Origin of the sequence: Clostridium grantii DSM 8605 (assembly GCF_900129965.1) — a bacterium.
Classification (GTDB): domain Bacteria; phylum Bacillota; class Clostridia; order Clostridiales; family Clostridiaceae; genus Clostridium_AF; species Clostridium_AF grantii.
The window spans coordinates 1-24,959 of record NZ_FQXM01000018.1 but is presented as its reverse complement, the minus strand read 5'-3'; the positions used below and the strand labels follow the sequence as shown (position 1 = coordinate 24,959).

Below are 24,959 nucleotides of genomic sequence, written 5' to 3'. Positions count from 1 at the left end.
GATAAATAACTGGTTAAATCTTCATATTAAATTAAGCTGGGTATCTTAACCCCAGCTTTCATGTAGTATATTTTTTTCTATAATCTCCGGGTGTTATATTCTCCCATTGCTTAAATCGTCGTATAAAGCTAGTTACATTACTATATCCAACCGCTTCTGATAATTCGCTTAAAGGTATATCAGTTGTTATTAGTAGTTCCTTAGCTTTTTCCATTTTCATTTCTGTAATATAGCTTAATATTGTTTTATCTGTTTTATCCTTAAAATACATACTTAGACTTGATTGAGACATATTAAAAAAATCTGCCATACCAAGTAGCGAAAAATTGCATTCTGTGTAATTATTTTTTATATATGCAATCATCTCATGAATTATTGATAACTCTTCTTTTTCTTTTTGTTTTATAATCTGACTACATAAATCCCGGCTTAAATCTTTCACTATTCCTACTAATTCATCCACTGTATCAAACTGTGCTAAAGTAAAAACATCTGGAATTTCCAAATCATTATTATGAAACTCGCTAACCATCCCTTTACTTGTTTGAAAAATCAAATTAATGATATCAAAACAAAGTCCTCTTGCAATAAAAATTGGCGTATTATTATTTTTAATATAGTTGCTTATATTATCAAGTTCCTCTTCAATTGCTTTCATAGAACCATTCTTTAATAACATTGCAATATTCATAAGATTATTTTGAGGATAGTTCTCTAACACTCCCTGCTGTTCAATAATCTTACTAAACGAGATAACGCATCCATGTCCTTTAACAAGACGATAATCCACTGCCGTAGAAGCTTCAATGTAAGCCTTAGGCACAAATTGTTTATCATGATAGCAATTTCCAATACCAATTACTGTTGATACGTTCCATTTCTCTCTAATAGATTTTTGAACAAATTTAAATTTGTCTTGTAATGTTACATATTGTTGTTCTTTAAATGATAAAATCATAATAATTTTTCTATAATCAACATTCTCGCAGGTATAAATCGTAATTCCATCTAAAAAATCTTTTTTCAACTCATCTATAATTTCTTTACGTGTTAGAGCATACTCTATTTTACTATCAATATATATAATGGCTACAGTACAACTTGCTTCTATATATACGCCATATTTTCGGGCCTTCTCTTCTAATTTCTTATCAGTCGTCATTGAACCTCTTAGAAATTGCATAGTAATATATTGCTTATTTGCTTCATTGGAGTGTTCAACTTCATCTGAAAGCAATGCATTCTGATGAGATAAAAAGTCAATAGTTTTTTTAACCAAATCCAACTCTCCAGTAGATTCCTTAAAATCACTAATAATACTTTGAGAATACTTTTTTAATTGCTTAATTGGATTATAGTTAATATGCATAGATATAAATATCGCTAAAAATCCAATAAAAATCACTAGTATTATTCCTATAAAAAAACCTATTCTTACTTCTTTTATTTTTTCTGAAATATTTATTTTTGGTGTTAAAGTTATATATTTCCAACCAGTATCTTCAGATTGAACGTATGCAGCTATATACTTCTCATTGTCAAGTTCAACAACTTTTCTATTTAAAGAATGCGGTGACTCAACTAACTTTAAAAAATCATTTGTTTTGAGAAATGTTTCATCTCTAGAGGATACAATTATTTCATTATTATCATTAATAATTATAGTGATTTTAGAATGGTTATCGATTACAGTATTTATCTTTGAATCAAAAAAATCTTTTGAAATAACAAAAAGAAGCATTGCATATGGCTCCCTAGAATTACTACTCAATGGATAAATTATTGTGGAATATTGATTTTTACTACCATCTCCTAGAGTAACTGACTCCACAGGACGAACCATAGTTATCTGATTATTATTTATAGTATCCAAAAAATCTTCATTATCCCACTTTTCATAGTTAAAAAGTCCATCCATAAACATTTTAATAGGAGCGGTTCCTGTTGAAGTTACTATATATTCATCTCCACAATAATATAAAAAAATATCCTTTAAATATGGATTTGTTGTTTTATAATTTTTTAATTCCCTTATGCGCTCCACTATTTCAAGTGGATCATCTTTAAAATAACCATGTTTTTTTATTTGTATTTAAATAAACTTCTTCTTTTATTCTCTTCATCTGAATAAGATATGATTCTATTCCATTTTTAACTTGATATAAAGAATTAACTTCGTTTGTAATAACCTCTTGTTCTAAAGTTTTGAAAATACTCATATTAACATAAGAGGCTATAAAAAATATAGGAATTATAAATATAATAATATATGAAATCAAATATTTGTAGTAATAACTTACGTTTTTTCTTTTCATATCCAAGCTCTCTCCCCTATTATTTGTTATTAAACATCTTATAATTGCTAATTAAGTATTTCAAATTCAATTAACTTCTCTAGATACTATATTTTATCATGATTTATTAACTTTAAAAAGAAAATGAAAAAAATCCAAATACACTAAAATACTATTCTGTAAAGTATTTTAGTGTATTGTTTTTTTATTCTAAAAATTTCTTATTGTTTTTACTTAAAATCATCATATCTAGCTTGATAAATTCCTATTAATTCTTCTACGTTCATTTGTTTTAATTTTTCAACATATGAATCCCACTCTTCATCTATACCACCTTTTAAAAGCCATTTTGATGTGTTTTCATCAACGAATGAAGTAATGTCTGCTCTTATCTCTGAAATCCTTGTTGAATCTTCTGGACTCATTGAAAATGGTGGTAGCGGACTATTAGTTGCAAATTTTTCATAAACTTTTTCATAACTTTGTTTTTCTGCAATAGACGTACTAGGAATTACATTTTCTAAATATTTAGCTGTTATCATATGGAAACTATTTGCTCCTGCAGCATCTTGATGCCTAAATTCAGCTTGATTCATTCCTTCTGGAATTGGAAGTGCTTCTAATTTTCCATCTGCATTTTTTTGGTATGTACCACCGATCATACCTTGTGATGCTTGGAAACTTACGTCAGGGTCACACATGTAATCAGCTAATCTCATAGCCACTTCTGGATTCTCACACTTGCTTGTTATTAAAAATGATCCTTTACCACTTAAAGTTGCAGATGATCTATAAAAATAACTTTGATCTCCATTAGGTCCTTTTAATGGTGGCATAAATACATATCCTGAATCTTGATAGTTTTCACCAAACCATGATGAAAGAGACCATCCGTTTACAACCCCTACATCTCCCTTAGAAACTTTTGCATTATATACTTCTCTTGTTTGTGAGAATGATTCTAAATCAATAAGACCTTCATTAAATAGTTTATTAAAATACTTAACTGCTTCCTTATATTCAGGTTGCATTGCAGTAAATACAACTTTATCATCTACAACAGTTATTTTTGAATTGTCGTCTGCTAATCCAAATGAACCAAACATTCCACCTATTCCGTAAGTGTTATTTCCATACATAAAACTAAATGGTGTTTGACCATCTTTAGCATTTGCTTTAAAAGCTTTCAATACTTCATAAAACTCATCAGTTGTTGTTGGTATTTCTAGTCCTAACTCATCTAACCATTTTTTATTAATAAATTGAGCACTTGGTGCTGGACTTTGATATGCATTAATAGTTGGTAATGAATAAATATGTCCATCTGGTGCTGTTATATAATCTTTAAAATCTGGATACTCTTCAAATACTTTTTGAACATTTGGAGCATATTTTTCAATTAAATCTTCTAATGGAATAAATATACCATCAGCAGCAAGTTTAACTACTTCTTCATCTTCAAGAATATAATTACCATAAAACACATCTGGCCAATCTCCACTAGCAATAATTAAATTTTTCTTCTCCGGCCATGTTTCTTGTGGAGTTTCTTCCCACTCAATATTTACATTGGTAGCTTCTTTTATTTGTTTCATTGTTTCTAATTCTTCAAAAGGTTTCTTAATATTAGCTACTTTTTTAACTGCCACCTTTAAAGTAATTGGTTCAGTTACAATTGGTAATCCTGTGCTATTAAACCCTTCTATCTTTGTTTTTCTGCTACATTTGATTCATTATTCTTATTCTTACCACATCCACTTAAAGCTGCTGTGAACAATAAAACAAATGCTAACAATAACAAGGCTACTTTTTTCTTTTTCATTTTCTTATTCTCCCTTTTTATTATAATTTATTGTTTTTATGTAATTAAGAACTATCAATTTTTATTATCCTTTGACAGACCCTATCATTACCCCTTGAACAAAGTACTTTTGTAAAAATGGATATACCATTAAAACAGGCAAACTTGAAACGATTATAACTCCATATTTTATTAATTCTCCTATATTTTGTTCTTTAAGAGCGTTAACGTCATTTACCATATTACTTTCCATTTGATTCTGTATTAAGATTGATCTTAAAATCAATTGAAGGGGGTATAATTTTTCATTTCTCAAATATATCAATCCTGTAAAGAAATCATTCCAGTTTGCAACTCCATAATAAAGTAATAAAACCGCAACAATTGGTTTTGATAAAGGTAACACAATCCTCCATAAAAAAGTTATATGCGAACATCCGTCAAGAGTAGCTGCCTCATAAAGTTCCTCTGGTATATTACCTCTTAAGAATGATACTGCAATAATAACATTAAACACACTTACTGCGTTAACTATAACCATAACCCACCAGTTATCTATTAAGTTTAATTGCTTAACTATTAAATACCTAGGAATAAGTCCACCATTAAAATACATAGTGATTAGTAAGAATATCATAATAAATTTCCCAAACTTAAAATCTTTTCTTGCAAGTGGATAAGCAAGAGTTATTGTTAAAAATAAATTAATAGCTGTTCCTACTACTGTATATAAAATAGTATTCCTGTACCCAATCCAAATCGTACTATCTTGTAGAATTCTTTTATATCCTTCTAAAGTAAAACCTATTGGCTTAAACCATACTTGTCCTGTATTAATTGCATCTGGACTAGATATAGAAGCTATTATAACAAACCATAAAGGATACATTACTAATAATAAAGCAATTGTTAATACCACATATTTTATAATATCAAATATCATATCCTCTTTTGAATTTTTTATTTTTTTCATTACTTTACATCCCCTCCTTTACCACAAGCTATTCTCAGTAAATTTCTTGGATAATCGATTTGCTGATACCAATAATATTATGTTAATAAGTGTATTAAATAAACTTATTGCCGTAGAATATTCAAACTGCATTTGTAACAAACCTATTTTATACATATATGTTTGTATGATTTCAGAAGCTCCCGCATTTAATGAATTCTGCAATAAAAATGCCTTTTGAAATCCTAGATTCATAATTTGCCCTAAATTCATAATTAACAATATAATAATAGTAGGCATAATACTAGGTATATCCACATTTTTAATAATCTGAAGTTTTGTTGCTCCATCAACTTTTGCCGCTTCGTATAACTCTGGACTAACACCCGCTAATGCTGCTAAATAAATAATAGATCCCCAACCTGCATTTTGCCAAACACCTGAAAATACAAATATACTCTTAAAATATTCAGGTACTCCTAAAAAATAAATTGGATCTTTGCCCAAAAGATGAAGTAAATTATTTACTAAACCTGTGGTTGGTGATAAGAAAACATTTAACATTCCAACTAATACAACCACAGATATGAAATGTGGAATATATGTAACTGTTTGTACCAACTTTTTGAAATGCTTTTGTTTTACTTGATTCAATAACAAAGCAAGTATAATTGGAATTGGAAACCCTGCTACTAATTGAAATACGCTAATTCCTAAAGTATTTTTTAAAAGTATCCAAAATTGATATGAATTAAAAAATCTTTCGAAATATTTAAATCCTACCCATGGACTTCCTGTTATTCCTTTTACCGGAGAAAAATCTTTAAATGCAATCTGAATTCCATACATTGGTGCATAATGAAATATGAGAAAATAAATAACCGCCGGTAAAATAAGTAAATATAATTGATAATCTTTTTTTAGTGCCTTTAAAAATTTATTGTTTTCATATTTAAGTGCCATTCCCCTAGACTCTTTCATCTTTATTATCCTATCCTTTCTTTTTTTTATATTCATGCTACTTTTTGATTCTTGTCTTTTAAATCACTCATTAATAAAGTTTTTTAAAATAGATTTTCCCGTACCTATTTTTTATTGCTATGCTTATATACGTTTACAAAAACAATAAATTAGCATATATTCATGATACATATTATTTAGTTATAAAGTAAATATACATTTTTTTTAATGAGCTTACATTTTTTCAATCTCTATTAGCCCTTTATCCATGGTCTTTTATAGCTTTTTTTAATCTTAATTATTTATTTATACTTGATTTTATAGTATTATTTTAAAATTGTATCTTGTTTTTTATATGATATCGCATATCTTTTATATATTATTTTTTATAAAATACTTACTTTTTTATTAATTAAGATTAAAAAACATAAAAAAAATCACCAAGTAAATTATTATTTACTGGTGATTTTCTTTACGGTTGATGATTTTCTTCTACTATTTATAGATTTGCAAATGAATTTATACCACAAATACTTTCTGCATTCTTAATAGCATTAACAACTGCTTTTTCCATTATATTAGCAGATATCATACCAATAGTATTTACATCTACTATAATTTTTCCTGAGGCCATTGTAAAAATTGTATCTCCATCAAACATCGTATGAACAGGACGTATACTTCTTGCAAAACCATTATGAGCCATTGAAGCTACTTTATTAGCTTCTGATTTAGTTAATTTGCCATTAGTTATTATAGCCCCTATTGTTGTGTTTCCATTAAAAAGATTTGTTTTATCATCATATTTTGAAACCATTATGCTTTCTGTATTTAGTAGATTTTTCTTTTCACTATCTAAAACTCCAGCTATTATTTTATTTTCTTCGCTATCGAATACATCTCCTAAAGCATTAACGGCAACTACAGCTCCTATCATTAGTTCCCCAATTTTAACAGCATAAGTTCCAAGCCCACCTTTCATAGAATTTTGTGGTCCTAAAATTTTGCCAATAGTTGCTCCTAATCCCGCTCCATAATTTCCTTCTTTTATATTTCTTTTTTCTGAATCAACACATGCTTCATATCCAAGTTTTTTATCAGGTCTAATCTTGTAATTACCAATAGCTAAATCAAATAAAGCCGCTGCACAAACTATAGGTACTTTAGTAACCCCAACATCAAAACCTATTTCTCTTTCTTCTAAATACTCCATAACTCCCGAAGCTGCATCCAATCCAAAAGCACTACCTCCAGTAAGTAAAATTCCATGTATTTTATCTACCATATTTACAGGATTTAATAAATCTGTTTCTCTGGTTCCAGGCGCTCCTCCTTTTACCTCAATACCTGCGGTAGCTCCTTCTTCACAAATAATAACTGTGCATCCTGTAACCCCTTCATTATACTCTGAATTTCCAATTCTAAAATCTTTTATTTCCTCTATATTGATTTTTTCCATAATTTAACCTTCTTTTTTGTATATAATTAAAGTAGTAAAAACAAACTGTTTTTACTACTTTTATATTTTTTTATTTTCTAACTTTTTTAACTGCTACCACAATTGAAACAGTAATTATTACTGATACAATAGCCTCTGGTATTCCATTAGTAAGTGCTAATCCATAAATAAATTTTCCTGCTGATGAAGGTTCAATATTTATAGCTTTTGCAAATCTAGCTGCATATAATACATAAATCATTGTTAAAACACCAAAAGTATTTATTAGTGATCCTATTGCTGCTGCAAAGCCTATTTTAATACTTTCTTTTTTAGTTGGTATTAACCTATAAACATAATAACTTCCAATTCCAATAAGTATTCTTGGAAGTACCGCTACCAATGGATTTAAAAATAAAAATGATGTTGGTGTTGGAGTAACAATAGCTTGGTACATACTAAACATTCCAAAAATCAATCCAATTATGGCTCCTACCAATGGCCCCTCTATTATTGCCCCAATGATAACCGGAACGTGTAATATAGTAGCTTTAACTAGTGGCAATGGAATAAATCCCAATCCTGTAAGACCTAGAAAAATTGAAATTGCAGACAACATACCTATAACAGTAATTTGTCTAGTCCCAAGTTTTCTTCCTGCTTTTACATTAATTTCTCTTTGCATTTTACCTACCTCCGTTCTTATTCCTTTAAGGATATAAGTCGAATGAGCAAATTTGCCCTATTCTCTTTTTAAAGTTCGGTTTCTTAATTTAGATAAACACCTTCTAATATTAAATTTAAATAATGTTTAATCTATTGAATACCGACTAAAATCATTTTAGCACAACTTAGTATTTTTTTAAAGTCACTTTTAATATGTTATATTCAAATATTTGTAAAATACTATTTAGCTAATCTGTATATTGCCTCAGCATATATTTTTGCATTTAAAACTAAATCATCTATAAAAATATATTCATCTACTTGATGTGCCAATTCTTCTCTTCCTGGAAATAAAGGTCCAAAAGCAACTGTATTAGGCATTTCTTTAGCATAAGTACCTCCCCCTATAGAAAAAGGTTTAGCTTCTACTCCTGTAGCTTCTGAATAAATTTTTGATAAAGTTTCAACAAGAGGGTGATCTTCTGGAAAATAAAGAGGTTCCTGATGTATCATATTTTGTATTCTCATTCCCGTTCCATCTAATGTTTTGTCAATTCCCTCCATCATTTCCTCAAAAGTATGAGTAACTGGATATCTTAAATTTAGCTCTAGTTTTACAGTTTCTTCATTCATATCTATTAGTCCTACATTAAAAGAAAGTTCTCCGGACACTTCATCTTTCATATAAACACCAAAAGATTCTCCATCTGTTTCAAGTCCAATATGTATATTCATAAATTCAATAAATCTTGTAGCATCACATTTGTCTAGCTCTAATTCCCCAGCAAAAGCAAGAAGTTGCATAATTGCATTTACTCCAACTTCTGGAGTACTCCCGTGTGCTGACTTACCTTTGGATACAACAATAACCAAATCACCTTTAATTTCAGCTTCAATATCAAAACCAATCATTTCTTTAAAAGTATTTGCATATTCTACTATAATATCTTCTCTATCCGTTTTTATTGCCATTTCACAGTAGTCAGGAACCATATTAGCTTTACTTCCGCCTTTTATATAAATAATCTTTTCCTTATTACTTTTCACTTCAAAATCTTTGTGAAGTTGAAAAAATGTTATCCCTTTTTCTCCATTAATAACTGGATAATCTGCATCTGGGGTAAATGCTGCTACTGGAGCTTTTTCTTTATCTAAATAGTATTGAATTTCACCACAACCACTTTCTTCGTTTGTTCCGAAAATAATTCTAATTTTCTTTGATATCTTTATTCCAGAGTCTTTAATAGCTTTTAATCCATATAATGCTGCCATTATAGGCCCTTTATCATCAATAGTTCCTCTTCCATAAATTTTATCATCATGTATTTCAGCTCCATAAGGATTATACTTCCATCCACTTCCCTCTGGAACTACATCTACGTGCCCAAGTACAGCAATATACTCTTCACCTTGCCCATACTCAACAAAACCTACATAATTATCCATGTTAACAGTTTTAAATCCCATACTATCTGCCGTATTTAGTGCATATTGAAGTGCTAGTGCAGGTCCTTCTCCAAAAGGCATTCCATCTTTTTCTTCTTCTTCTATACTTTTAATTCTAACTAATCCTTTAGTTGATTCTATTAAATCTTCTTTGTAATCGTCAATATACTCATTAAATTGCATAATACACCATCCTTTTTTATCAAATCATATTAAAATTCACGCTATCTTAAAGATAATTATTGGTTCTTGACCCTACATTTTATATTAATACACTCTTTAGATTAGTGCAATACTTTCCATTTCAAACTCAATAAGCTTATCCTTTTTCCTTTTTAGTTCTTATCCTCCATAAGTATACCCAATATTGTTTTTAATATTTGTTCTTTAACTGTTTTTGATAAAATACTATTTTTTCTTATAAAGTTGGGAATCTTATTTTTTAGATTTAAATCAGATTCTTTGTATTTATTTATAATTTCCTTTAAAAAATCATTGACTTGATAAACTTGAAATCTATTCATTTCTAATTCCATGGCAATTATTTCACATAATTCTATACATATATCTTCATAATCTTTTTCCTTTGAAATATTCATTAATTCAACTATCCTAGGAATTATAAATTCGAAAAGCATTCTTTTATGAGGAATTCCTTCAAATCCCATTAAAATACCAATATTTTCACATTTTTCTTTTGATAAATTCATTAAAATATTATGAAATAATTCTTCATTCCCTTTAATATTGATATAATACTTATTTCCTCTTAAATTATCTAAAACCTTTAAAGTATCATAATATCCTAGAAGTAGATTTTTTCTAGCAGTTTCTAAATTAAAATCCAATGTTGACCCTAAATCTTCAGTTGGATTTATATAAATAATATCAATATCCTCAACTTCCACTTTTCGTTGTCTTCCAATTCCAAAAGTTCTAACCGCAATAATATTTTTATATCCCTTAGATAGCATTAATTTCACAGGAAAATTATCATATACACCTCCATCTATGAAAACTTTACCATCTAATTTTTCTATTTTAAAGGCCGGAAAATTTGCACTAGCCATTACGTAATCATTTAGTTTTCCTTCTGGTATTTCATCTATAAAAATCTCCAACGGTTTCATATCTGTCAATGACACAGTTACAATACCAAAATCTATTTCAGATTTTCTTATTTTTTCTTCATCAATATTATTTGCTATTATACTTCTTATGGTTTTGGTATCTAATCCCTTATTTCTAATTATTTGTTTAGATTTTCTAAAAAGATATGCTATATTTGATTGATTTAATTCATACTTTCTAATTTGACCTAGCATTTCATCATCTACATCAAATATTTGTGAATTACTTATGTTATACCATAAATCATATACTCTTTCAAAATCGCCTTGACATAACATAGCTCCATTTAATGCTCCTATAGATGTTCCTGTTATAGCACTTACTTTAATATTTTTTTCTATCAAAGCTTTATATGCCCCTATATGGTAAGATCCTTTTGCTCCGCCACCTTCTAATACTAGTCCGTACATAACACCCCTCCATTCTGCTATATTATGTTAATTATACATCATTTTCGAATTAAAATATTATTATTGAATATAATTTTATTTTAAAGGATATAATTTTAATTAATAATGAATATACCAGGAGGTGTGCTTATGAACAAATCAAAAACACAAGACTTTGATGTAGATAATATAGTTAATTCTTACTTAAGCGAAGGTCAAAGTTATTTAGAGAAAGGTCATATTGAATTCGCTTTTAATTTTTTTAACAAAGCTTTATTATTAGCTCCCTATAACTCTAAAATTTATTTGGTTATAGGTGAATCATATATGGCTTTATTCGATTTTGGAAATGCAATAGAATATTTAAGTAAATACATAAGTTTTAATCCAAAGGATATCCGTCCTTACATAGATTTAGTTGAAGTGTTTTCTTTGAATGGTGATTATAAGAAAGCCTTTGATTGTTGCAATTCTGCAATTATTATAGAAAGTAAAAACTTTGCTTTGTATTATAAAAAAGCAAGAATTCAACATAAACTTAATAGAAATATAGATGCAATTCGCTCTTACAAAAAATGTATTAGTTTAAAAAAAGATCACTATGATGCTTATTTGGAAATGGCTGATTTACTAATTTATGAAATGAAATATATTGATTCAATAAAAAACTACAAAATTGCTATTAGCATCAATTCAAATAGAGTAGAAGCATATTTAGGTTGTTCTCTAGCTTACATAAAATTAGCAAAATATTCAGAAGCTTACCTTTATTCAAAAAAAGCTTATAGATTAGATCCCTATGATAATAAAAATAAATATAATTATCTTTTATTAAAAGGTATGATTAAAGATAGTTATAAAAACAACAAACTTTTTATTTTAGATGAAAATTCGTAAAAAAAACCCTTTTAAAAGGGTTTTTTTATTGGTTCTTACTTCTTACTTTGTTTTCTCTCTCTTTATCTTTTCCAAGCTTTCTAGCCTCACTAGAATAACCTATTTCGTTAGAAGTTTCAAATTTCATTTTATTCAATTCTTTTTTAGTTTTCTGCCCTGATTTTTTGTTGTCTTTGCTATTTTTATTATCCTTATGTGACATAAGAACACCTCCACCAATAGTTAATATAAACCTTAATTAAATTAGTTTACTTAATATAGTGTTCCTAATCATTATAATTTTATTAATATTTTAATTTTCTAAAAATTCTTTCTACTTAATCTTTTCTTAACAATTTAGTTATTGTAATTTTATTACAATAATGATATAATTTCTTTAAACTTATTTTTAAAGTTTGTATCTTAATTGTTAAAAGGAGGTGTTAAAATGAAAGTACTTAAAAATAAAACAAAATCTGACTGTGATAAATCCGTTTCTACTCAAAAAACTACTGATAGTAAAACGAAAAAAATCAACAAACATGAAATTCCTAAATCTGTAATAGAAGAATGTTTATCAACTATAGGGTAAATGAAAATCCCCCTCATCAAAGGAAGGCTCCATATTTGTTAATATTGAGAAATTTTTTATAGTTTTTCAATTTCCTTTCTTTCTGCTTTCTTATTACCCAATTTCTTTCTTCTTTCTGATAGTTCGCTAAATACCATTTCCATGGTAACATTATTTTCAGCCATTAGAACCAAAAGATGATACATTAGATCACAGATTTCACTAGTCACTTCTTCTGGATTAGAGTCTTTTGCAGCAATAATCACTTCAATACTCTCTTCCCCAAATTTTTTGAGGATTTTATCTAATCCTTTTTCAAATAAGTAATTAGTATAAGATCCCTCTATAGGGTTTATTTTTCTGTCAAGAATTACATCATATAAATCAAAAAGTACACCTTCATTATTCATTTGAATTCTCCTCAAAATTTATTTTTCTATAAAAACAAGTTATATTTCCTGTGTGACAAGCTGGTCCTTTAGGAACAACTTCAACAAGCAAAGTATCTCCATCACAATCTACGGAAATATTCTTTACTATTTGAACATTTCCTGAAGTAGCCCCTTTGTTCCAAAATTCATTCCTAGATCTACTCCAAAACCATGTTGTTCCATCTTGAAGAGTCTTTTTTAAAGATTCTTCATTCATATATGCCATCATCAATACTTCTTTACTATTAAAATCTTGTATAATGGTAGGCACTAAGCCTCCACCTTTTTTAAAATCAACAGTTTTTATAAGTTCTTCATTATTCATAAAACCACTCCATAAATTTTCTATTAACTATTTTTAAGTCTTACATCAATGTTATTTTTACTTAAATATTCCTTAACCTGATCAATACTTAATTCTCTAAAGTGAAATAAAGAGGCAGCTAATGCCGCATCAGCACCTGTTTCTTCAAAAACCTCACAAAAATCTTCTAGTTTTCCACATCCACCTGATGCAATTACAGGGATATTAACAGTTTTAGTAACAGCATCTGTTAATTCAATATCAAATCCTTGTTTAGTACCATCAGCATCCATACTAGTAAGTAAAATTTCTCCGGCTCCTAAATCTTCCACTTTTTTTGCCCATTCTAAAGCATCTAATCCAGTATCTATTCTTCCACCATTTATAACTACATTCCAGCCGGTATTATCTTCTCTTTTTCTCCCATCAATAGCTACAACAACGCATTGGCTTCCAAATCTATCTGCTGCTTGTGATATTAATTCTGGATTTCTTATAGCCGCTGAATTCACAGAAATCTTGTCAGCTCCTGCTCTTAGAATTTCTTTAAAATCTTCTACAGTTCTTATTCCTCCCCCTACTGTTAAAGGAATAAACACTTTTTCTGCTGTTCTTTTAACCACGTCAATCATGGTACTTCTTCCTTCATGGGTTGCAGTTATATCTAAAAAAACTAATTCATCCGCACCTTCTGCATTATAAAATTCTGCAATTTTAACTGGATCCCCTACATCCTGTAAATCAACAAAATTTACTCCTTTAACTACTCTTCCCATATCTACATCTAAACAAGGAATTATTCTTTTAGTTAACATAATTCTCCCCCTAACTAAATTTTACTCAATTCAACAGCTTCCTCTAAATCTAAAGTTCCACTATAAATTGATTTTCCAGCAATTACCCCATATAAATCCATATCTTTTACATCTTTAATATGCCCTATATCTCTAATTCCACCTGAAGCAATAATATTACAAGATACATTTTGTTTCAACGCTTGAAGTTGTTCTAAATTTGGTCCTTGTAACGTTCCATCCTTACTAATATCAGTAAAAATAATTGTCTTAACTCCTATTTTCTCCATTTGTTTTGCAAAATCTATATAATCTACCTTACTTACATCCATCCAACCTTCTATAGCTACAAATCCATCCTTTGCATCAATACCTACTGCAATTTTTTCACCGTATTTATTTACGGCTTCTTCCACAAGCTCTGGATTTTTTAATGCCGCTGTGCCCAAAATCACTCTGCTTATACCTTTTTCAATTAATAAATCTATTTTACCCATATCTCTAATACCCCCACCTAACTCGATAGGAATATCTACTTCTTTAATTACTTGGGAAACTACATCAATGTTTTTTAAACTTCCTTCAAGTGCTCCGTCTAAATCAACCATATGAAGATATTCTGCACCCTGTTCTTTAAAGGATGTTGCTACTTCTACTGCACTTTCTGCTACTACTTCTGTTTTATCAAAATTTCCTTGATATAATCTAACACATATACCATCCTTTAAATCTATAGCTGGTAATATAATCATTTAATCATCTCCCCAAAATTCTTTAACATTTGTAATCCTATATCGCCACTTTTTTCTGGATGAAATTGAAGCCCAAATACATTTCCTTTACTAACAATACCAGGCACTTTAACTTCATAATCCGCATAAGCATTTAATATGCCTTCTTCTTCTATTTCAGCATAATATGAATGAACAAAATAAACAAAAGAACCTTCTTTTACATCTTTAAGTATAGGAGATTTTTTATCATAGTTAAGACTATTCCACCCCATATGAGGAACTTTATAATCAATATCTAATTTAACTATTTTACCCTTTAAAAATCCTAGTCCATCACATTCTTTTACTTCATATCCTTTTTCAAATAATAACTGCATACCTAAACAAATTCCTAATAGTGGTTTCCCTTCATCTACAGCTTTTCTTAAAACTTTATCCATCCCAATAGATTTAATATGTTCTATAGCATCTGGAAATGCTCCTACACCAGGAAGGATAATTCCATCACTATTTAATATCACATCTTCATCATTAGTAATTACAGATTCTATTTTCAAAAAATCAAGTGCATTTTGCACACTCATCAAATTACCCATTCCATAATCAATTATTGCAATCATTTATTAGTCCCCCTTTATTTATAAAGAGCCTTTTGTAGACATAACCCCTTTAATCCTACTATCTTTTTCAAAAGCTTCTCTTAATGCTCTTCCTAATGCTTTAAATATAGCTTCTATTTTATGGTGATCATTTTTCCCGTGAAGAATTTTTACATGTAAAGTTATCCCTGCATTAAAAGCCACTGCTCTTAAGAATTCTTCTACCATTTGAGTATCCATTGTTCCTACTTGATCACTACTAAACTCAGCATCAAATACCAAGAAAGGCCTTCCGCTTATATCTAATGATACCAATGCTAAGGTTTCATCCATTGGAACATAGGAGGTTCCATATCTTTTTATTGAAGCTTTATCCCCTAAAGCTTCTTTTATGCAACTTCCTAAGGCTATTCCCACATCTTCTATGGTATGGTGACAATCAATATAAAGATCTCCAACCGCTTTAATATCCAAGTTTATAAGACCATGTTTTGTCATAAGTATTAGCATGTGATCAAAGAATCCTATTCCTGTATCGATATTTGAAGTTCCATTTCCATCTAAATCTATAGAAACCACTATATCTGTTTCACTTGTTTTTCTTTTTACACTAGCATTTCTATTATCCATCAAATTCACACCCTTTACTCATATCTAACTTTTATAGAATTTGCATGAGCTGTAAGACCCTCTGTTTCTGCCAAAACAACTATATCGTCTTTTATTTCCTTTAGAGCTTCATCAGTATAATAAATATAACTTGATTTCTTTATATAATCATCTACTGAAAGAGGTGAATAAAATTTTGCAGTTCCATTAGTAGGTAATACGTGATTAGGTCCTGCTGCATAATCCCCTAATGGTTCTGGAGCATATTTTCCTAAGAAAATAGAGCCTGCATTTTTAATATTTCCAAGATATAAGAAAGGATCTTTAACCATAACCTCTAAATGTTCTGGTGCTAATTCATTTGACATTTCAATAGCAGTTTTCATATCCTCTACCACAATTATTGCACCATAATCTTTTAATGACTGAGCTATAATATCTTTTCTAGATAAGTATTGTATTTGTCTTTCTAATTCCTCATCAACTTTTTTGGCAATTTCCATAGAAGTTGTTATAAGAATTGATGAAGCAAGCACATCATGTTCAGCTTGAGACATTAAATCCGCTGCTATAAATTTAGCATCTGCTGTTTCATCAGCTAAAATTAAGATTTCTGAAGGACCTGCTATCATATCTATATCCACATTTCCATAAACGCTTTTTTTAGCCATAGCCACATATATATTTCCTGGTCCTGCTATCTTATCTACCTTTGGAATACTTTCAGTTCCATAAGCTAAAGCCGCCACAGCTTGTGCTCCACCAACCTTATATATTTCATCCACTTGTGATATATGTGCCGCTACTAAAATATTAGGATTTATAGTTCCATCTTTAGAAGGAGGAGTAACCATTATAATTTTTTCAACCCCCGCAACTTTTGCTGGTATAGTATTCATTAATACAGAGGAAGGATAAGATGCTGTTCCCCCTGGTACATAAATACCAACTTTTTCTAAAGGTACAACTTTTTGACCAAGTATTACTCCCTTATCCTTATTAGTCATCCAAGAATTTTGTTTTTGTTTTTCATGAAAAAATTCAATATTACTTTTAGCAAGTTTCAATGCTTTTATAAATTTTTTATCTACTAATTCATAAGCATTAGAAATTTCTTCTTCACTAACTTTAATATTATCTTTATTTATTTTGTCACTATCAAATTTATTAGTATATTTAATAACAGCTTCATCGCCTATTGATTTGACTTGCTCTAATATTTCATCAACTGCTAAAATAACACTGTCCTGAACGGTTTCTGATCTTTCCTTAAGACTTTTCAAATACAAATCTTTAGTATTTATATTTAGTTTTTCAATATTAATCATTGTTTTACCCTCCTTCTAATAATTATTTTTTATCTACCACTTCACTTATAGCATTAATTAATTTTAAAATTTCGTCTTTTTTCGTCTTCATACTAGCACGATTTACAATCATTCTAGCACTTATATCACAAATTGTATCCACTATAACAAGCCCATTTTCCTTTAAAGTTGTTCCCGTTTCCACTATATCAACAATTGCATCTGCAAGACCTAAAATAGGTGCTAACTCAACAGATCCTTCGATTTTAATTATTTCAACATCCTGCCCTTGTTTCCTAAAGTACTCTTTTGCTACGTTTGGATATTTCGTTGCTATTAATTTTCTATTAAACCCTTTATCAACTTTAAATTCTGGTAAAGCTGCTAAAGCAAAAGTACATTTTCCTACGTTTAAGTCTAGTACTTCGTAATAACTTCTTCCTTTTTCCATCATAGTATCTTTACCTACTATCCCTATGTCAGCTGCCCCATACTCTACATAAGTTGTTACATCCGGAGATTTTACTAAAAAGAATTCTAAATTGTAATTTTCATTTTTCCCTTTAAATACAAGCTTTCTGCCTTTATCTTCAAGTTCACTAACATCAGCACCTATTTGTCTCAAAATTTCAACTGCTTTTTTTTCAAGTCTACCTTTAGTTAAAGCTATCTTAATTTTTTTCACCGAATTCACCCCATTTTATATTCAATTTTCTTTACATTTCCTTTAAAATATCATTTGATTGTAGAATTTTCTTTTCTCTATTAAATACATTGTATATTTCAATTTTATCATCATTCTTTAAAGTTATAATTTTGCTAGCAGAAATTTTTTCTGCATATTTAATAGTTTTCTCTTCTTCATCGAATAAGCTAAGTTGACACACAATTCCTTTTTCTTGAATCTGATTTAATAAATCCATAGCTTTTCCAAATAACCCATCTTCATAATTAATTATTATTTTTTCATAATTTGTCTCATAATCGTAATTTAAATTCTTTAAAGCTAAAATTACATTATCAACATTTATTGCAAACCCTGTAGCCGGATAATCTTTTCCAAAGTGTTTAATTAAATTATCGTATCTTCCTCCGCTTACAATATATTCACCAACATTTTCAGCATATCCCCTAAATATAATTCCAGTATAATAATTTATGTGGTGAACCATACCTAAGTCTACATTTATATATTCTTCCAGACCTGCTTCTTTTACCAAATCATAAACTCTTTGAATATTATTTAAAGCCTCTAAAGCTTTATTATTTGTAGTCATTTCTTTTGCTTGCTCTAGAATTTCTATTGCTCCAAATAATTGAGGCAATTTTTCAATTAACTTAATTTTATCATATTGATCATTATCTTTCATACAATTCACAAAATCGCTAAGAGCTGAAAAATTTTTATTCTCAATATAATTTCTTATGTCTTCTATGACATCTTCATCTATGTTTAGTTCTTCAATTAAAGCCTTGAAAAAATTTGCTTGCCCTAATTCAATTTTAAAGTTTTTCAAACCTAAGTCTATCAAGGCTTTTATAACTGTTATTATTATCTCAACATCTGCTTTATAATCGCTGATACCTATAATTTCACCACCACTTTGAGTGATTTCACTGGTTTTTCCACCATAATCTTCATTTATTCTAAATATATTAGAGGTATAACATAATTTTATTGGCAATACCCCATTATTTATTTTAGTTGAAGCAATTCTTGCTATTGGAGTAGTCACGTCTGGTTTTAAAACTAAAATTCTTCCTTTATTATCAAATAATTTATACATTTTTTGTTGTTCGATAGGCTGATTCTCTATATTAAATACATCATAAAATTCTAAAGTAGGTGAAATAACTTCAGAAAATCCATTCATCTGGTATACTTTTCTTAACTTTTCTTCTACTTTTAATTTCATTTCACATTCTGTAAATATTGTATCCTTCATACCATCTGGAATATATCTTCTTAAATTTTTCAATTGGCACCTCCACTTTATCGCTTTATCGCATTAAATTAATAAAACATTTATTATATATTATCATTTTTATATCAATATTGTCAAATATTTATTTTCATTACAATTATATATCGAAATTAATTGGTACTTAAATTTATTTATCTTTAATAATACAGCTATTTATAAGCAATTACCATAACTATATTTTTAATAAAAAGCCTAAGTTTGAAAGAATACTTTTCTTAAACTTAGGCTTAAATATTATGTTTTATTCACTTTCTGTAATTGCTAAAGCTGCCGCACCTATCATCCCTGCATCAGTTCCAAGTCCTGCTGGAACAATTCTACATCCTGCTGCCATTTCCTTAAAACATCTTTCTTTAACTACTTCATTTATTTTATTAAAAACAATCTCTCCTGCCATAGAAACTCCACCACCTATAACGATCATCTCTGGGTCGAATGTTACTATAAGGTTAGAAATACAAATACCTAAATAATTTAAGCTAAAATCCAATACTTCATTTGCTACGTTGTCTCCTGATTTTGCTTCAATAAATACTTCTTTAGCTGTTACTGTTTTATACTTAGTTAAGGATGTTTCTTTACCTTCTAATATAGCTTCGTTTGCTATTCTACCAATAGCTGTCCCAGATGAGTAAACTTCTACACATCCTCTATTTCCACACTTACACATTGGACCATCTTTATCTACCGATGCATGACCAACTTCCAATGCATTAAAAGTATTTCCTCTAAATATTTTGCCATTAATTATTGCCCCTGCGCCAACACCAGTACTAACAGTAACAAAAATCATGTTCTTTGTTCCTATACCTGCTCCAAACAAATGCTCCCCAATTGTTGCAACGTTTGCATCGTTATCTAAGAAAGTTGGTATATCAAATTTTTCTTGTATAGGTTTTATTAATTGAAAATTTTCAAACGGTAGATTTGGTGTTTGTAATATTTCACCCTTTTTAGGATCAAGTGGTCCTGGAGAACCAACCCCTATAGCTTTTACATCTTCTATACTATGTCCGCTTTCTTTAATTACTTCTTTAATAACAGTTATAATCCTATCAAGTACAGCTTTTTCTCCTTCAAATGCATTAGTAGGTATAGTATGCTTGTACAACACGTTACCTTCTAAATCTGTAAAAGCTCCACTTATTTTCGTTCCCCCTAAGTCTATACCCACCACAAAATTTTTAGTCATTTAATTCACTCCTAACCTTATGTTCTTTAAAATGATCAATGAAATAATAAAAAAGCACTCTCATTTAACACTAATCATTAACTTAATGTTTATTTTAGCATACTTCCTTAAAATTTAATATTGATAATTAATCTTTTATAACAAAATCAGTAATTTTCCCAAAAAATCTATTAACTATTGCTAATAGTTAATAGATTACAAGTACTAAAACAAATTTTCACTTTTTAAAATATCTTTAATTTTTTCATTTTTATCATATCCATCAGCTACTGAATGAAGATTAGGTATATAACCTGTGTATCCTGAAAGATTATTTAGTTCATAATTTAATCCTGTAGCTGAAGTATTATCAATTTCATGATAGTGAGGTACACTTACTGAATTAGTGTTTATTTTTTGATGCTTTGATGAATATTCTGTCATCATAATTTCCTCCCTTCTCTTTAATATGGAAATCACTATTTTGCAACATATTACAAATAATATCTAAATCTTCTTTACTTTCTTTATTTAAGTTAATAGTAAAGGTGTCAGAATCATTTACTATGGCAAAATAATCATTTATTGTACTATATTCGCTTAATCCTATATGCCCTTTTATATCTAGTCTATAAACTGACATCTTCTTCTCTCCTTAAGTTATTTAATATTATTTTTTGTATTTTTCGAAAAATTATACATCTTGATTAAAAGAAGTTACTTATTACTTTAAATTTTAATATTATTTGTATTGCGAATCTTTATTATATAAAAATTTATAAATAAATCTGGAGGTCATATAGTGACATTATTTAATCAATATAGTAAACTAAATTAGTCACATATCCATAATTCATAATAAAAATTTACTTTTTAAAAATGTTTTATAGTTTAATTGGAGGAATACTAATGAAAAATAATGCTTATTTGCCTTATATATCGGCTGCTACAACATCTTTAATTTTTGGTTTAAGTTTTTTATTTTCAAAATTAGCATTAGAGATTGTAGACCCTATTACCTTAATTAGTTTTAGATTCTTAACAGCTTTTTTAGTAATGACCTTTTTAATAATAACTAAAGTTATCAAAGTTAATTATAGAAATAAACCACTTCGTCTTCTATTTTTATTAGCTTTATCACAACCCGTAACTTATTTCCTTTTTGAAACCTATGGAATTAAATTATCCTCTTCCTCAGAAGCTGGGTTAATGATTTCCTTAATTCCTATAGTAGTAACACTTTTTGCCGCAGTTTTTTTAAAAGAAAAACCTAGTTTATATCAAGGTCTTTCTATTTTGATTTCTATATGCGGAGTTTTTATTATTATATTAATGAATAATGTTTCATCTGAAACCTCATCATTTTGGGGAACCATACTTCTTTTCGGCGCTGTTATTTCTGCAAGTGTTTTTAACATTCTATCAAGAAAGCTTTCATATAAATTTACTCCCTTAGAGTTAACTTATTTTATGATGTTCATGGGAGCCTTATTTTTTAATGTTATATCAATATTTAATCATGTTATAAATAATACATTGGACACTTACTTTCAACCTTTAAAGAATATTAACTTTATAACTTCAATATTATATTTAGGAATACTCTCCTCTATAATTGCATTTTTTCTTATAAATTTTACTTTATCTAAAATAGAAGCTTCTAAATCAGCAATTTTTGCTAATTTATCCACAATTGTATCTGTTTTTGCTGGCGTCCTTATATTAAAAGAAAACTTTTATTTTTACCACTTAATAGGTTCTTTTTTAATATTAGCTGGTGTCTGGGGTACAAATTTTTTCGGAAGAAAAAAAATAAAACTTACTTAAATATTAATTTTCTTAAAATAAAAAAGAGTAATGTTTATTCAAACATTACTCTTTTTGTTATTAAAATTGTCTATCTTTACTCTTCAACGTTACTTTCTTCAATAATTTTATCCAAAATATTTTGTGGTACTTCTTCATATCGTGCAAATTCCATGTCAAAATTTCCTCTAGCACCAGTCATTGATTTCAAATCTGTAGCATACTTAAACATTTCTGCCATTGGTACTTCAGCAATTATCATCTGTGTTCCCTTTGTAGCTTCCATTCCAAGTACACGACCTCTTTTTTTATTGATATCACCCATAATATCACCCATATAACTATCAGGAACTATTACCTCAACGTGCATTATTGGTTCTAAAATGATTGGCTGTGCTAATTTAACTCCTTTTTTATAAGCTAATGATGCTGCCACTTTAAATGCCATTTCAGAAGAATCTACCGGATGATAAGATCCATCATGTAAAGTTGCTTTTATTCCTATAATAGGATATCCTGCTAAAACTCCTTTTTTCATGGACTCTCTCAATCCTTTTTCAACAGCTGGTATATACTGTCTTGGTACTACACCACCTACAACTTTATCTACAAATAATAAATCTTCTTCTCCATCATCTCTTGGTTCAAAAGTAATCACAACATCCCCATATTGTCCATGTCCGCCTGATTGCTTTTTGTGTTTTCCTTGAACATCTGCAGATTTCTTTATAGTTTCTCTATAAGGTATTCTAGGGAAATCTAATTTAACTTCCGCACCAAACTTATTTTTTAATTTGCTAGCTAAAACATCCAAATGAGTAGCTCCAACTCCTGAAATTATGGTATCTGCATTTTCTACATCTCTACTAATAGTAAATGTGGGATCTTCATCTAGCAATTTGTGTAGCCCTGAAGATATCTTATCTTCATCACCTTTTGATAATGGTTTTACTGCCATTGACATTTTAGGTTTCGGAAAAACTATATTATTATAAACTATATTGCAAGTTTCATCTGCCAAAGTATCTCCAGTCATAGTATATTGTAGTTTTGCAACTGCACCTATATCACCTGCAACTATTTTGTCTGTTTTAATTTGGTTTTTACCTTTTAAAAAGTACAGCGTCCCAACCTTCTCTTGTTTATCTTTATTTACATTATGAACAATAGAATCTGATTTTGCTGAACCAGTCATAACTCTAAACATTGATAATTTACCTACAAAAGGATCTGCAATTGTTTTAAAAACAAAAGCGGAAAAAGGTTTTTCTTCATCAATATTTACTTTAATTTCTTTATCGCTAATCGTATCTTTTGCATTTATAGGTGTAGAATCTTTAGGTGAAGGAAAACACTCAACTATATCTTCTAATAAAGTGTTTATACCAATACCATTCAATGCCGATCCACAAGTAACAGGTGCTACCTCACCTTTTGCTGCTCCAGCAATTAAACCATGATAAATTTCTTCATCACTTAATTCTCCTTCTTCAAAATATTTATCTAAAAGAACTTCATCTGTTTCTGCAACTGCTTCCATAATCATAACTCTACATTCTTCAACTTTACTCATCAATTCTTCTGGTATATCATTATCTTCCATTTCACCAGTTTTAGGATTAAAAATTCTAGCTCTCTTTGAAATCACATTTACAACACCTTTAAATTCATTTTCTTTACCAATAGGATATTGAATTGGTACAACTGATATTCCAAAAGCTTCCTTTAACTGAGTCAATACTTTTTCAAAATTACTGTTTTCTCTATCTAATTTATTTATAAAAAACGCTCGCGGCATATTGTTTTCGTTTACATATTCCCATGACTTTTCAGTCCCTACTTTTATTCCTGAAACTCCTGACACTGTGATTAAAGCTAAATCAACTGCTCTTAACCCTTGCATCATTTCTCCTACAAAGTCGAAATATCCAGGAATATCCATGAAATTGATTTTAACATCTTCCCATTCACAATGTGCTACTGAAGCTGAGATTGAAATTTTTCTTTTCTTTTCTTCTGAATCATAATCACTTACGGTATTCTCTTCTTCAACCTTTCCAAATCTATCAATCATTTTAGTGTGAAATAAAATTGCTTCTGTCAATGTGGTTTTACCTGAACCACTATGACCTATCAAACCAACATTCCTTAAGTTTTGGGTTTTATAAACCTTCATAGTAACTCCCCCTTCATTTTGCAAAATTTTTAGCTTAATATATTTTATATTCTATGTTTATCAAAAAAATCCTTTTAAAATAAAACAAAATTTTCAAACTATTTTGAAATTTAAAGAAATTAATTGTATGACCTAATTCTATTATACTCATTTATATTGAAATTATACAAATATAGAATTTATTTCTATAATATTTAATTTTATTACAAACTAAAAAACTCTACTTAGTTAAAAGTAGAGTTTTTATTTACCTGGCAACGACTTACTCTCCCACACAGTCACCCATGCAGTACCATCAGCGTGTTGAAGCTTAACCATCGTGTTCGGAATGGGAACGGGTGTTGCCTTCAAGCTATAATCACCAGATTACTATTAAGTTTTAAAATGGCTCCGCGAAGAGGACTCGAACCTCCAACCTATCGGTTAACAGCCGAGTGCTCCACCATTGAGCTATCGCGGATCATTAAAGGTTAGAAAGAATCGTTATTCTTTCAAAATTGCATAGTGAATTAATTAAAT

The 24,959-nt window shown here is 29.0% G+C and carries 26 protein-coding genes, 1 tRNA gene and 1 rRNA gene; 3 read left to right on the top strand and 25 right to left on the bottom strand.

The genetic code is table 11. From position 1 onward, the window contains the following. Positions 1-58 precede the first annotated feature (58 nt). The 9 genes from BUB83_RS14510 to BUB83_RS14470 all read right to left on the bottom strand — a co-directional run bounded on the left by BUB83_RS14510 (position 59) and on the right by BUB83_RS14470 (position 11,098). Positions 59-2,044 carry a helix-turn-helix domain-containing protein gene (locus tag BUB83_RS14510; RefSeq protein WP_073339186.1) on the bottom strand — a complete coding sequence of 662 codons (1,986 nt, stop codon included), beginning with the start codon at positions 2,042-2,044 and terminating at the stop codon, positions 59-61. Between the two features lie 19 nt (positions 2,045-2,063). Then, positions 2,064-2,315: a hypothetical protein gene (locus tag BUB83_RS14505; RefSeq protein ID WP_143160557.1), complete on the bottom strand. Its 252-nt coding sequence runs from the start codon at positions 2,313-2,315 to the stop codon at positions 2,064-2,066. A 209-nt stretch (positions 2,316-2,524) separates the two neighbouring features. After that, a complete protein-coding gene (locus BUB83_RS14500; RefSeq protein ID WP_073339183.1) occupies positions 2,525-3,943 on the bottom strand; it encodes an extracellular solute-binding protein in 1,419 nt (472 codons plus the stop codon). Positions 3,944-4,180: 237 nt separating this feature from the next. Further along, positions 4,181-5,068 (bottom strand): carbohydrate ABC transporter permease, encoded by an 888-nt coding sequence (locus tag BUB83_RS14495; RefSeq protein WP_073339181.1) that lies wholly within the window; start codon positions 5,066-5,068, stop codon positions 4,181-4,183. Positions 5,069-5,086: 18 nt separating this feature from the next. Beyond that, positions 5,087-6,028: an ABC transporter permease gene (locus BUB83_RS14490; protein WP_073339179.1), complete on the bottom strand. Its 942-nt coding sequence runs from the start codon at positions 6,026-6,028 to the stop codon at positions 5,087-5,089. Positions 6,029-6,506: 478 nt separating this feature from the next. Continuing rightward, entirely contained in the window at positions 6,507-7,466 is a 960-nt protein-coding gene (locus BUB83_RS14485; RefSeq protein WP_073339178.1) for a P1 family peptidase, read from the bottom strand. Positions 7,467-7,536: 70 nt separating this feature from the next. Next, entirely contained in the window at positions 7,537-8,130 is a 594-nt protein-coding gene (locus BUB83_RS14480) for an ECF transporter S component (RefSeq protein WP_073339176.1), read from the bottom strand. Positions 8,131-8,351: 221 nt separating this feature from the next. Further along, entirely contained in the window at positions 8,352-9,740 is a 1,389-nt protein-coding gene (gene pepV / locus BUB83_RS14475) for a dipeptidase PepV (protein WP_073339175.1), read from the bottom strand. Between the two features lie 152 nt (positions 9,741-9,892). After that, positions 9,893-11,098, bottom strand: a complete 1,206-nt coding sequence (locus BUB83_RS14470) for a patatin-like phospholipase family protein (RefSeq protein WP_073339174.1) — start codon at positions 11,096-11,098, stop codon at positions 9,893-9,895. Positions 11,099-11,227: 129 nt separating this feature from the next. On the opposite strand from BUB83_RS14470, the gene BUB83_RS14465 reads away from it, so the two are divergent. After that, positions 11,228-11,974 (top strand): tetratricopeptide repeat protein, encoded by a 747-nt coding sequence (locus tag BUB83_RS14465; RefSeq protein WP_073339173.1) that lies wholly within the window; start codon positions 11,228-11,230, stop codon positions 11,972-11,974. A 25-nt stretch (positions 11,975-11,999) separates the two neighbouring features. On the opposite strand, the gene BUB83_RS14460 is transcribed toward BUB83_RS14465, so the two are convergent. Continuing rightward, on the bottom strand, positions 12,000-12,176 hold the full coding sequence (locus tag BUB83_RS14460; protein ID WP_073339172.1) for a small, acid-soluble spore protein, alpha/beta type: 177 nt from the start codon (positions 12,174-12,176) through the stop codon (positions 12,000-12,002). Positions 12,177-12,401: 225 nt separating this feature from the next. Between BUB83_RS14460 and BUB83_RS22005 the strand changes: the two genes are divergently transcribed. Next, a complete protein-coding gene (locus BUB83_RS22005; RefSeq protein WP_159434094.1) occupies positions 12,402-12,545 on the top strand; it encodes a hypothetical protein in 144 nt (47 codons plus the stop codon). Positions 12,546-12,601: 56 nt separating this feature from the next. Here BUB83_RS22005 and hisE read toward each other — a convergent pair whose 3' ends face one another. The 12 genes from hisE to BUB83_RS14400 all read right to left on the bottom strand — a co-directional run bounded on the left by hisE (position 12,602) and on the right by BUB83_RS14400 (position 21,101). Further along, entirely contained in the window at positions 12,602-12,934 is a 333-nt protein-coding gene (gene hisE, locus BUB83_RS14455) for a phosphoribosyl-ATP diphosphatase (RefSeq protein WP_073339171.1), read from the bottom strand. Further along, positions 12,927-13,280 (bottom strand): phosphoribosyl-AMP cyclohydrolase, encoded by a 354-nt coding sequence (gene hisI, locus BUB83_RS14450; protein ID WP_073339170.1) that lies wholly within the window; start codon positions 13,278-13,280, stop codon positions 12,927-12,929. The genes hisE and hisI overlap by 8 nt, the downstream gene beginning before the upstream one ends. 23 nt (positions 13,281-13,303) lie before the next feature. Beyond that, positions 13,304-14,074, bottom strand: coding sequence for an imidazole glycerol phosphate synthase subunit HisF (gene hisF, locus BUB83_RS14445; protein ID WP_073339169.1), 771 nt, complete (start codon positions 14,072-14,074; stop codon positions 13,304-13,306). Between the two features lie 14 nt (positions 14,075-14,088). Beyond that, positions 14,089-14,805: a 1-(5-phosphoribosyl)-5-[(5-phosphoribosylamino)methylideneamino]imidazole-4-carboxamide isomerase gene (hisA, locus tag BUB83_RS14440; protein ID WP_073339168.1), complete on the bottom strand. Its 717-nt coding sequence runs from the start codon at positions 14,803-14,805 to the stop codon at positions 14,089-14,091. After that, entirely contained in the window at positions 14,802-15,407 is a 606-nt protein-coding gene (gene hisH / locus BUB83_RS14435) for an imidazole glycerol phosphate synthase subunit HisH (protein WP_073339167.1), read from the bottom strand. The genes hisA and hisH overlap by 4 nt, the downstream gene beginning before the upstream one ends. Before the next feature lie 18 nt (positions 15,408-15,425). Next, positions 15,426-16,016 carry an imidazoleglycerol-phosphate dehydratase HisB gene (gene hisB / locus BUB83_RS14430; RefSeq protein ID WP_073339166.1) on the bottom strand — a complete coding sequence of 197 codons (591 nt, stop codon included), beginning with the start codon at positions 16,014-16,016 and terminating at the stop codon, positions 15,426-15,428. Between the two features lie 14 nt (positions 16,017-16,030). Continuing rightward, complete coding sequence (gene hisD / locus BUB83_RS14425; protein WP_073339165.1) at positions 16,031-17,323, bottom strand: histidinol dehydrogenase; 1,293 nt, start codon at positions 17,321-17,323, stop codon at positions 16,031-16,033. Positions 17,324-17,345: 22 nt separating this feature from the next. Continuing rightward, complete coding sequence (gene hisG, locus BUB83_RS14420) at positions 17,346-17,996, bottom strand: ATP phosphoribosyltransferase (protein WP_073339164.1); 651 nt, start codon at positions 17,994-17,996, stop codon at positions 17,346-17,348. Between the two features lie 22 nt (positions 17,997-18,018). Beyond that, entirely contained in the window at positions 18,019-19,281 is a 1,263-nt protein-coding gene (locus BUB83_RS14415; RefSeq protein WP_073339163.1) for an ATP phosphoribosyltransferase regulatory subunit, read from the bottom strand. Between the two features lie 247 nt (positions 19,282-19,528). Further along, complete coding sequence (locus BUB83_RS14410; protein WP_073339162.1) at positions 19,529-20,479, bottom strand: ROK family protein; 951 nt, start codon at positions 20,477-20,479, stop codon at positions 19,529-19,531. A 204-nt stretch (positions 20,480-20,683) separates the two neighbouring features. Then, positions 20,684-20,902, bottom strand: a complete 219-nt coding sequence (locus BUB83_RS14405) for a hypothetical protein (RefSeq protein WP_073339161.1) — start codon at positions 20,900-20,902, stop codon at positions 20,684-20,686. After that, positions 20,862-21,101, bottom strand: coding sequence for a hypothetical protein (locus BUB83_RS14400; RefSeq protein ID WP_073339160.1), 240 nt, complete (start codon positions 21,099-21,101; stop codon positions 20,862-20,864). Before BUB83_RS14400 ends, BUB83_RS14405 begins: the two co-directional genes overlap by 41 nt. A 266-nt stretch (positions 21,102-21,367) precedes the next feature. Between BUB83_RS14400 and BUB83_RS14395 the strand changes: the two genes are divergently transcribed. After that, positions 21,368-22,285 (top strand): DMT family transporter, encoded by a 918-nt coding sequence (locus tag BUB83_RS14395; protein ID WP_073339159.1) that lies wholly within the window; start codon positions 21,368-21,370, stop codon positions 22,283-22,285. 76 nt (positions 22,286-22,361) lie between these two features. On the opposite strand, the gene fusA is transcribed toward BUB83_RS14395, so the two are convergent. The 3 genes from fusA to BUB83_RS14380 all read right to left on the bottom strand — a co-directional run bounded on the left by fusA (position 22,362) and on the right by BUB83_RS14380 (position 24,900). Beyond that, positions 22,362-24,440: an elongation factor G gene (fusA, locus tag BUB83_RS14390; protein ID WP_073339158.1), complete on the bottom strand. Its 2,079-nt coding sequence runs from the start codon at positions 24,438-24,440 to the stop codon at positions 22,362-22,364. A gap of 249 nt (positions 24,441-24,689) precedes the next feature. After that, positions 24,690-24,806, bottom strand: a 5S ribosomal RNA gene (gene rrf, locus BUB83_RS14385). A 19-nt stretch (positions 24,807-24,825) separates the two neighbouring features. Next, positions 24,826-24,900 (bottom strand) — tRNA-Asn (locus tag BUB83_RS14380). Positions 24,901-24,959: the final 59 nt, after the last annotated feature.

Excerpts from the sequence above, each read along its gene's own strand:
- hisH (WP_073339167.1), bottom strand. The coding sequence starts at position 15,407 with ATGATTGCAATAATTGATTATGGAATGGGTAATTTGATGAGTGTGCAA.
- BUB83_RS22005 (WP_159434094.1), top strand. The coding sequence starts at position 12,402 with ATGAAAGTACTTAAAAATAAAACAAAATCTGACTGTGATAAATCCGTT.
- BUB83_RS14490 (WP_073339179.1), bottom strand. The coding sequence starts at position 6,028 with ATGAAAGAGTCTAGGGGAATGGCACTTAAATATGAAAACAATAAATTT.
- hisA (WP_073339168.1), bottom strand. The coding sequence starts at position 14,805 with ATGATTATATTACCAGCTATAGATTTAAAGGATGGTATATGTGTTAGA.
- BUB83_RS14395 (WP_073339159.1), top strand. The coding sequence starts at position 21,368 with ATGAAAAATAATGCTTATTTGCCTTATATATCGGCTGCTACAACATCT.
- hisB (WP_073339166.1), bottom strand. The coding sequence starts at position 16,016 with ATGGATAATAGAAATGCTAGTGTAAAAAGAAAAACAAGTGAAACAGAT.
- hisD (WP_073339165.1), bottom strand. The coding sequence starts at position 17,323 with ATGATTAATATTGAAAAACTAAATATAAATACTAAAGATTTGTATTTG.
- BUB83_RS14465 (WP_073339173.1), top strand. The coding sequence starts at position 11,228 with ATGAACAAATCAAAAACACAAGACTTTGATGTAGATAATATAGTTAAT.
- BUB83_RS14485 (WP_073339178.1), bottom strand. The coding sequence starts at position 7,466 with ATGGAAAAAATCAATATAGAGGAAATAAAAGATTTTAGAATTGGAAAT.
- BUB83_RS14400 (WP_073339160.1), bottom strand. The coding sequence starts at position 21,101 with ATGTCAGTTTATAGACTAGATATAAAAGGGCATATAGGATTAAGCGAA.
- hisE (WP_073339171.1), bottom strand. The coding sequence starts at position 12,934 with ATGAATAATGAAGGTGTACTTTTTGATTTATATGATGTAATTCTTGAC.
- BUB83_RS14470 (WP_073339174.1), bottom strand. The coding sequence starts at position 11,098 with ATGTACGGACTAGTATTAGAAGGTGGCGGAGCAAAAGGATCTTACCAT.
- fusA (WP_073339158.1), bottom strand. The coding sequence starts at position 24,440 with ATGAAGGTTTATAAAACCCAAAACTTAAGGAATGTTGGTTTGATAGGT.
- hisF (WP_073339169.1), bottom strand. The coding sequence starts at position 14,074 with ATGTTAACTAAAAGAATAATTCCTTGTTTAGATGTAGATATGGGAAGA.
- BUB83_RS14495 (WP_073339181.1), bottom strand. The coding sequence starts at position 5,068 with ATGAAAAAAATAAAAAATTCAAAAGAGGATATGATATTTGATATTATA.
- pepV (WP_073339175.1), bottom strand. The coding sequence starts at position 9,740 with ATGCAATTTAATGAGTATATTGACGATTACAAAGAAGATTTAATAGAA.
- BUB83_RS14505 (WP_143160557.1), bottom strand. The coding sequence starts at position 2,315 with ATGAAAAGAAAAAACGTAAGTTATTACTACAAATATTTGATTTCATAT.
- BUB83_RS14460 (WP_073339172.1), bottom strand. The coding sequence starts at position 12,176 with ATGTCACATAAGGATAATAAAAATAGCAAAGACAACAAAAAATCAGGG.
- BUB83_RS14405 (WP_073339161.1), bottom strand. The coding sequence starts at position 20,902 with ATGACAGAATATTCATCAAAGCATCAAAAAATAAACACTAATTCAGTA.
- hisI (WP_073339170.1), bottom strand. The coding sequence starts at position 13,280 with ATGAATAATGAAGAACTTATAAAAACTGTTGATTTTAAAAAAGGTGGA.
- BUB83_RS14410 (WP_073339162.1), bottom strand. The coding sequence starts at position 20,479 with ATGACTAAAAATTTTGTGGTGGGTATAGACTTAGGGGGAACGAAAATA.
- BUB83_RS14480 (WP_073339176.1), bottom strand. The coding sequence starts at position 8,130 with ATGCAAAGAGAAATTAATGTAAAAGCAGGAAGAAAACTTGGGACTAGA.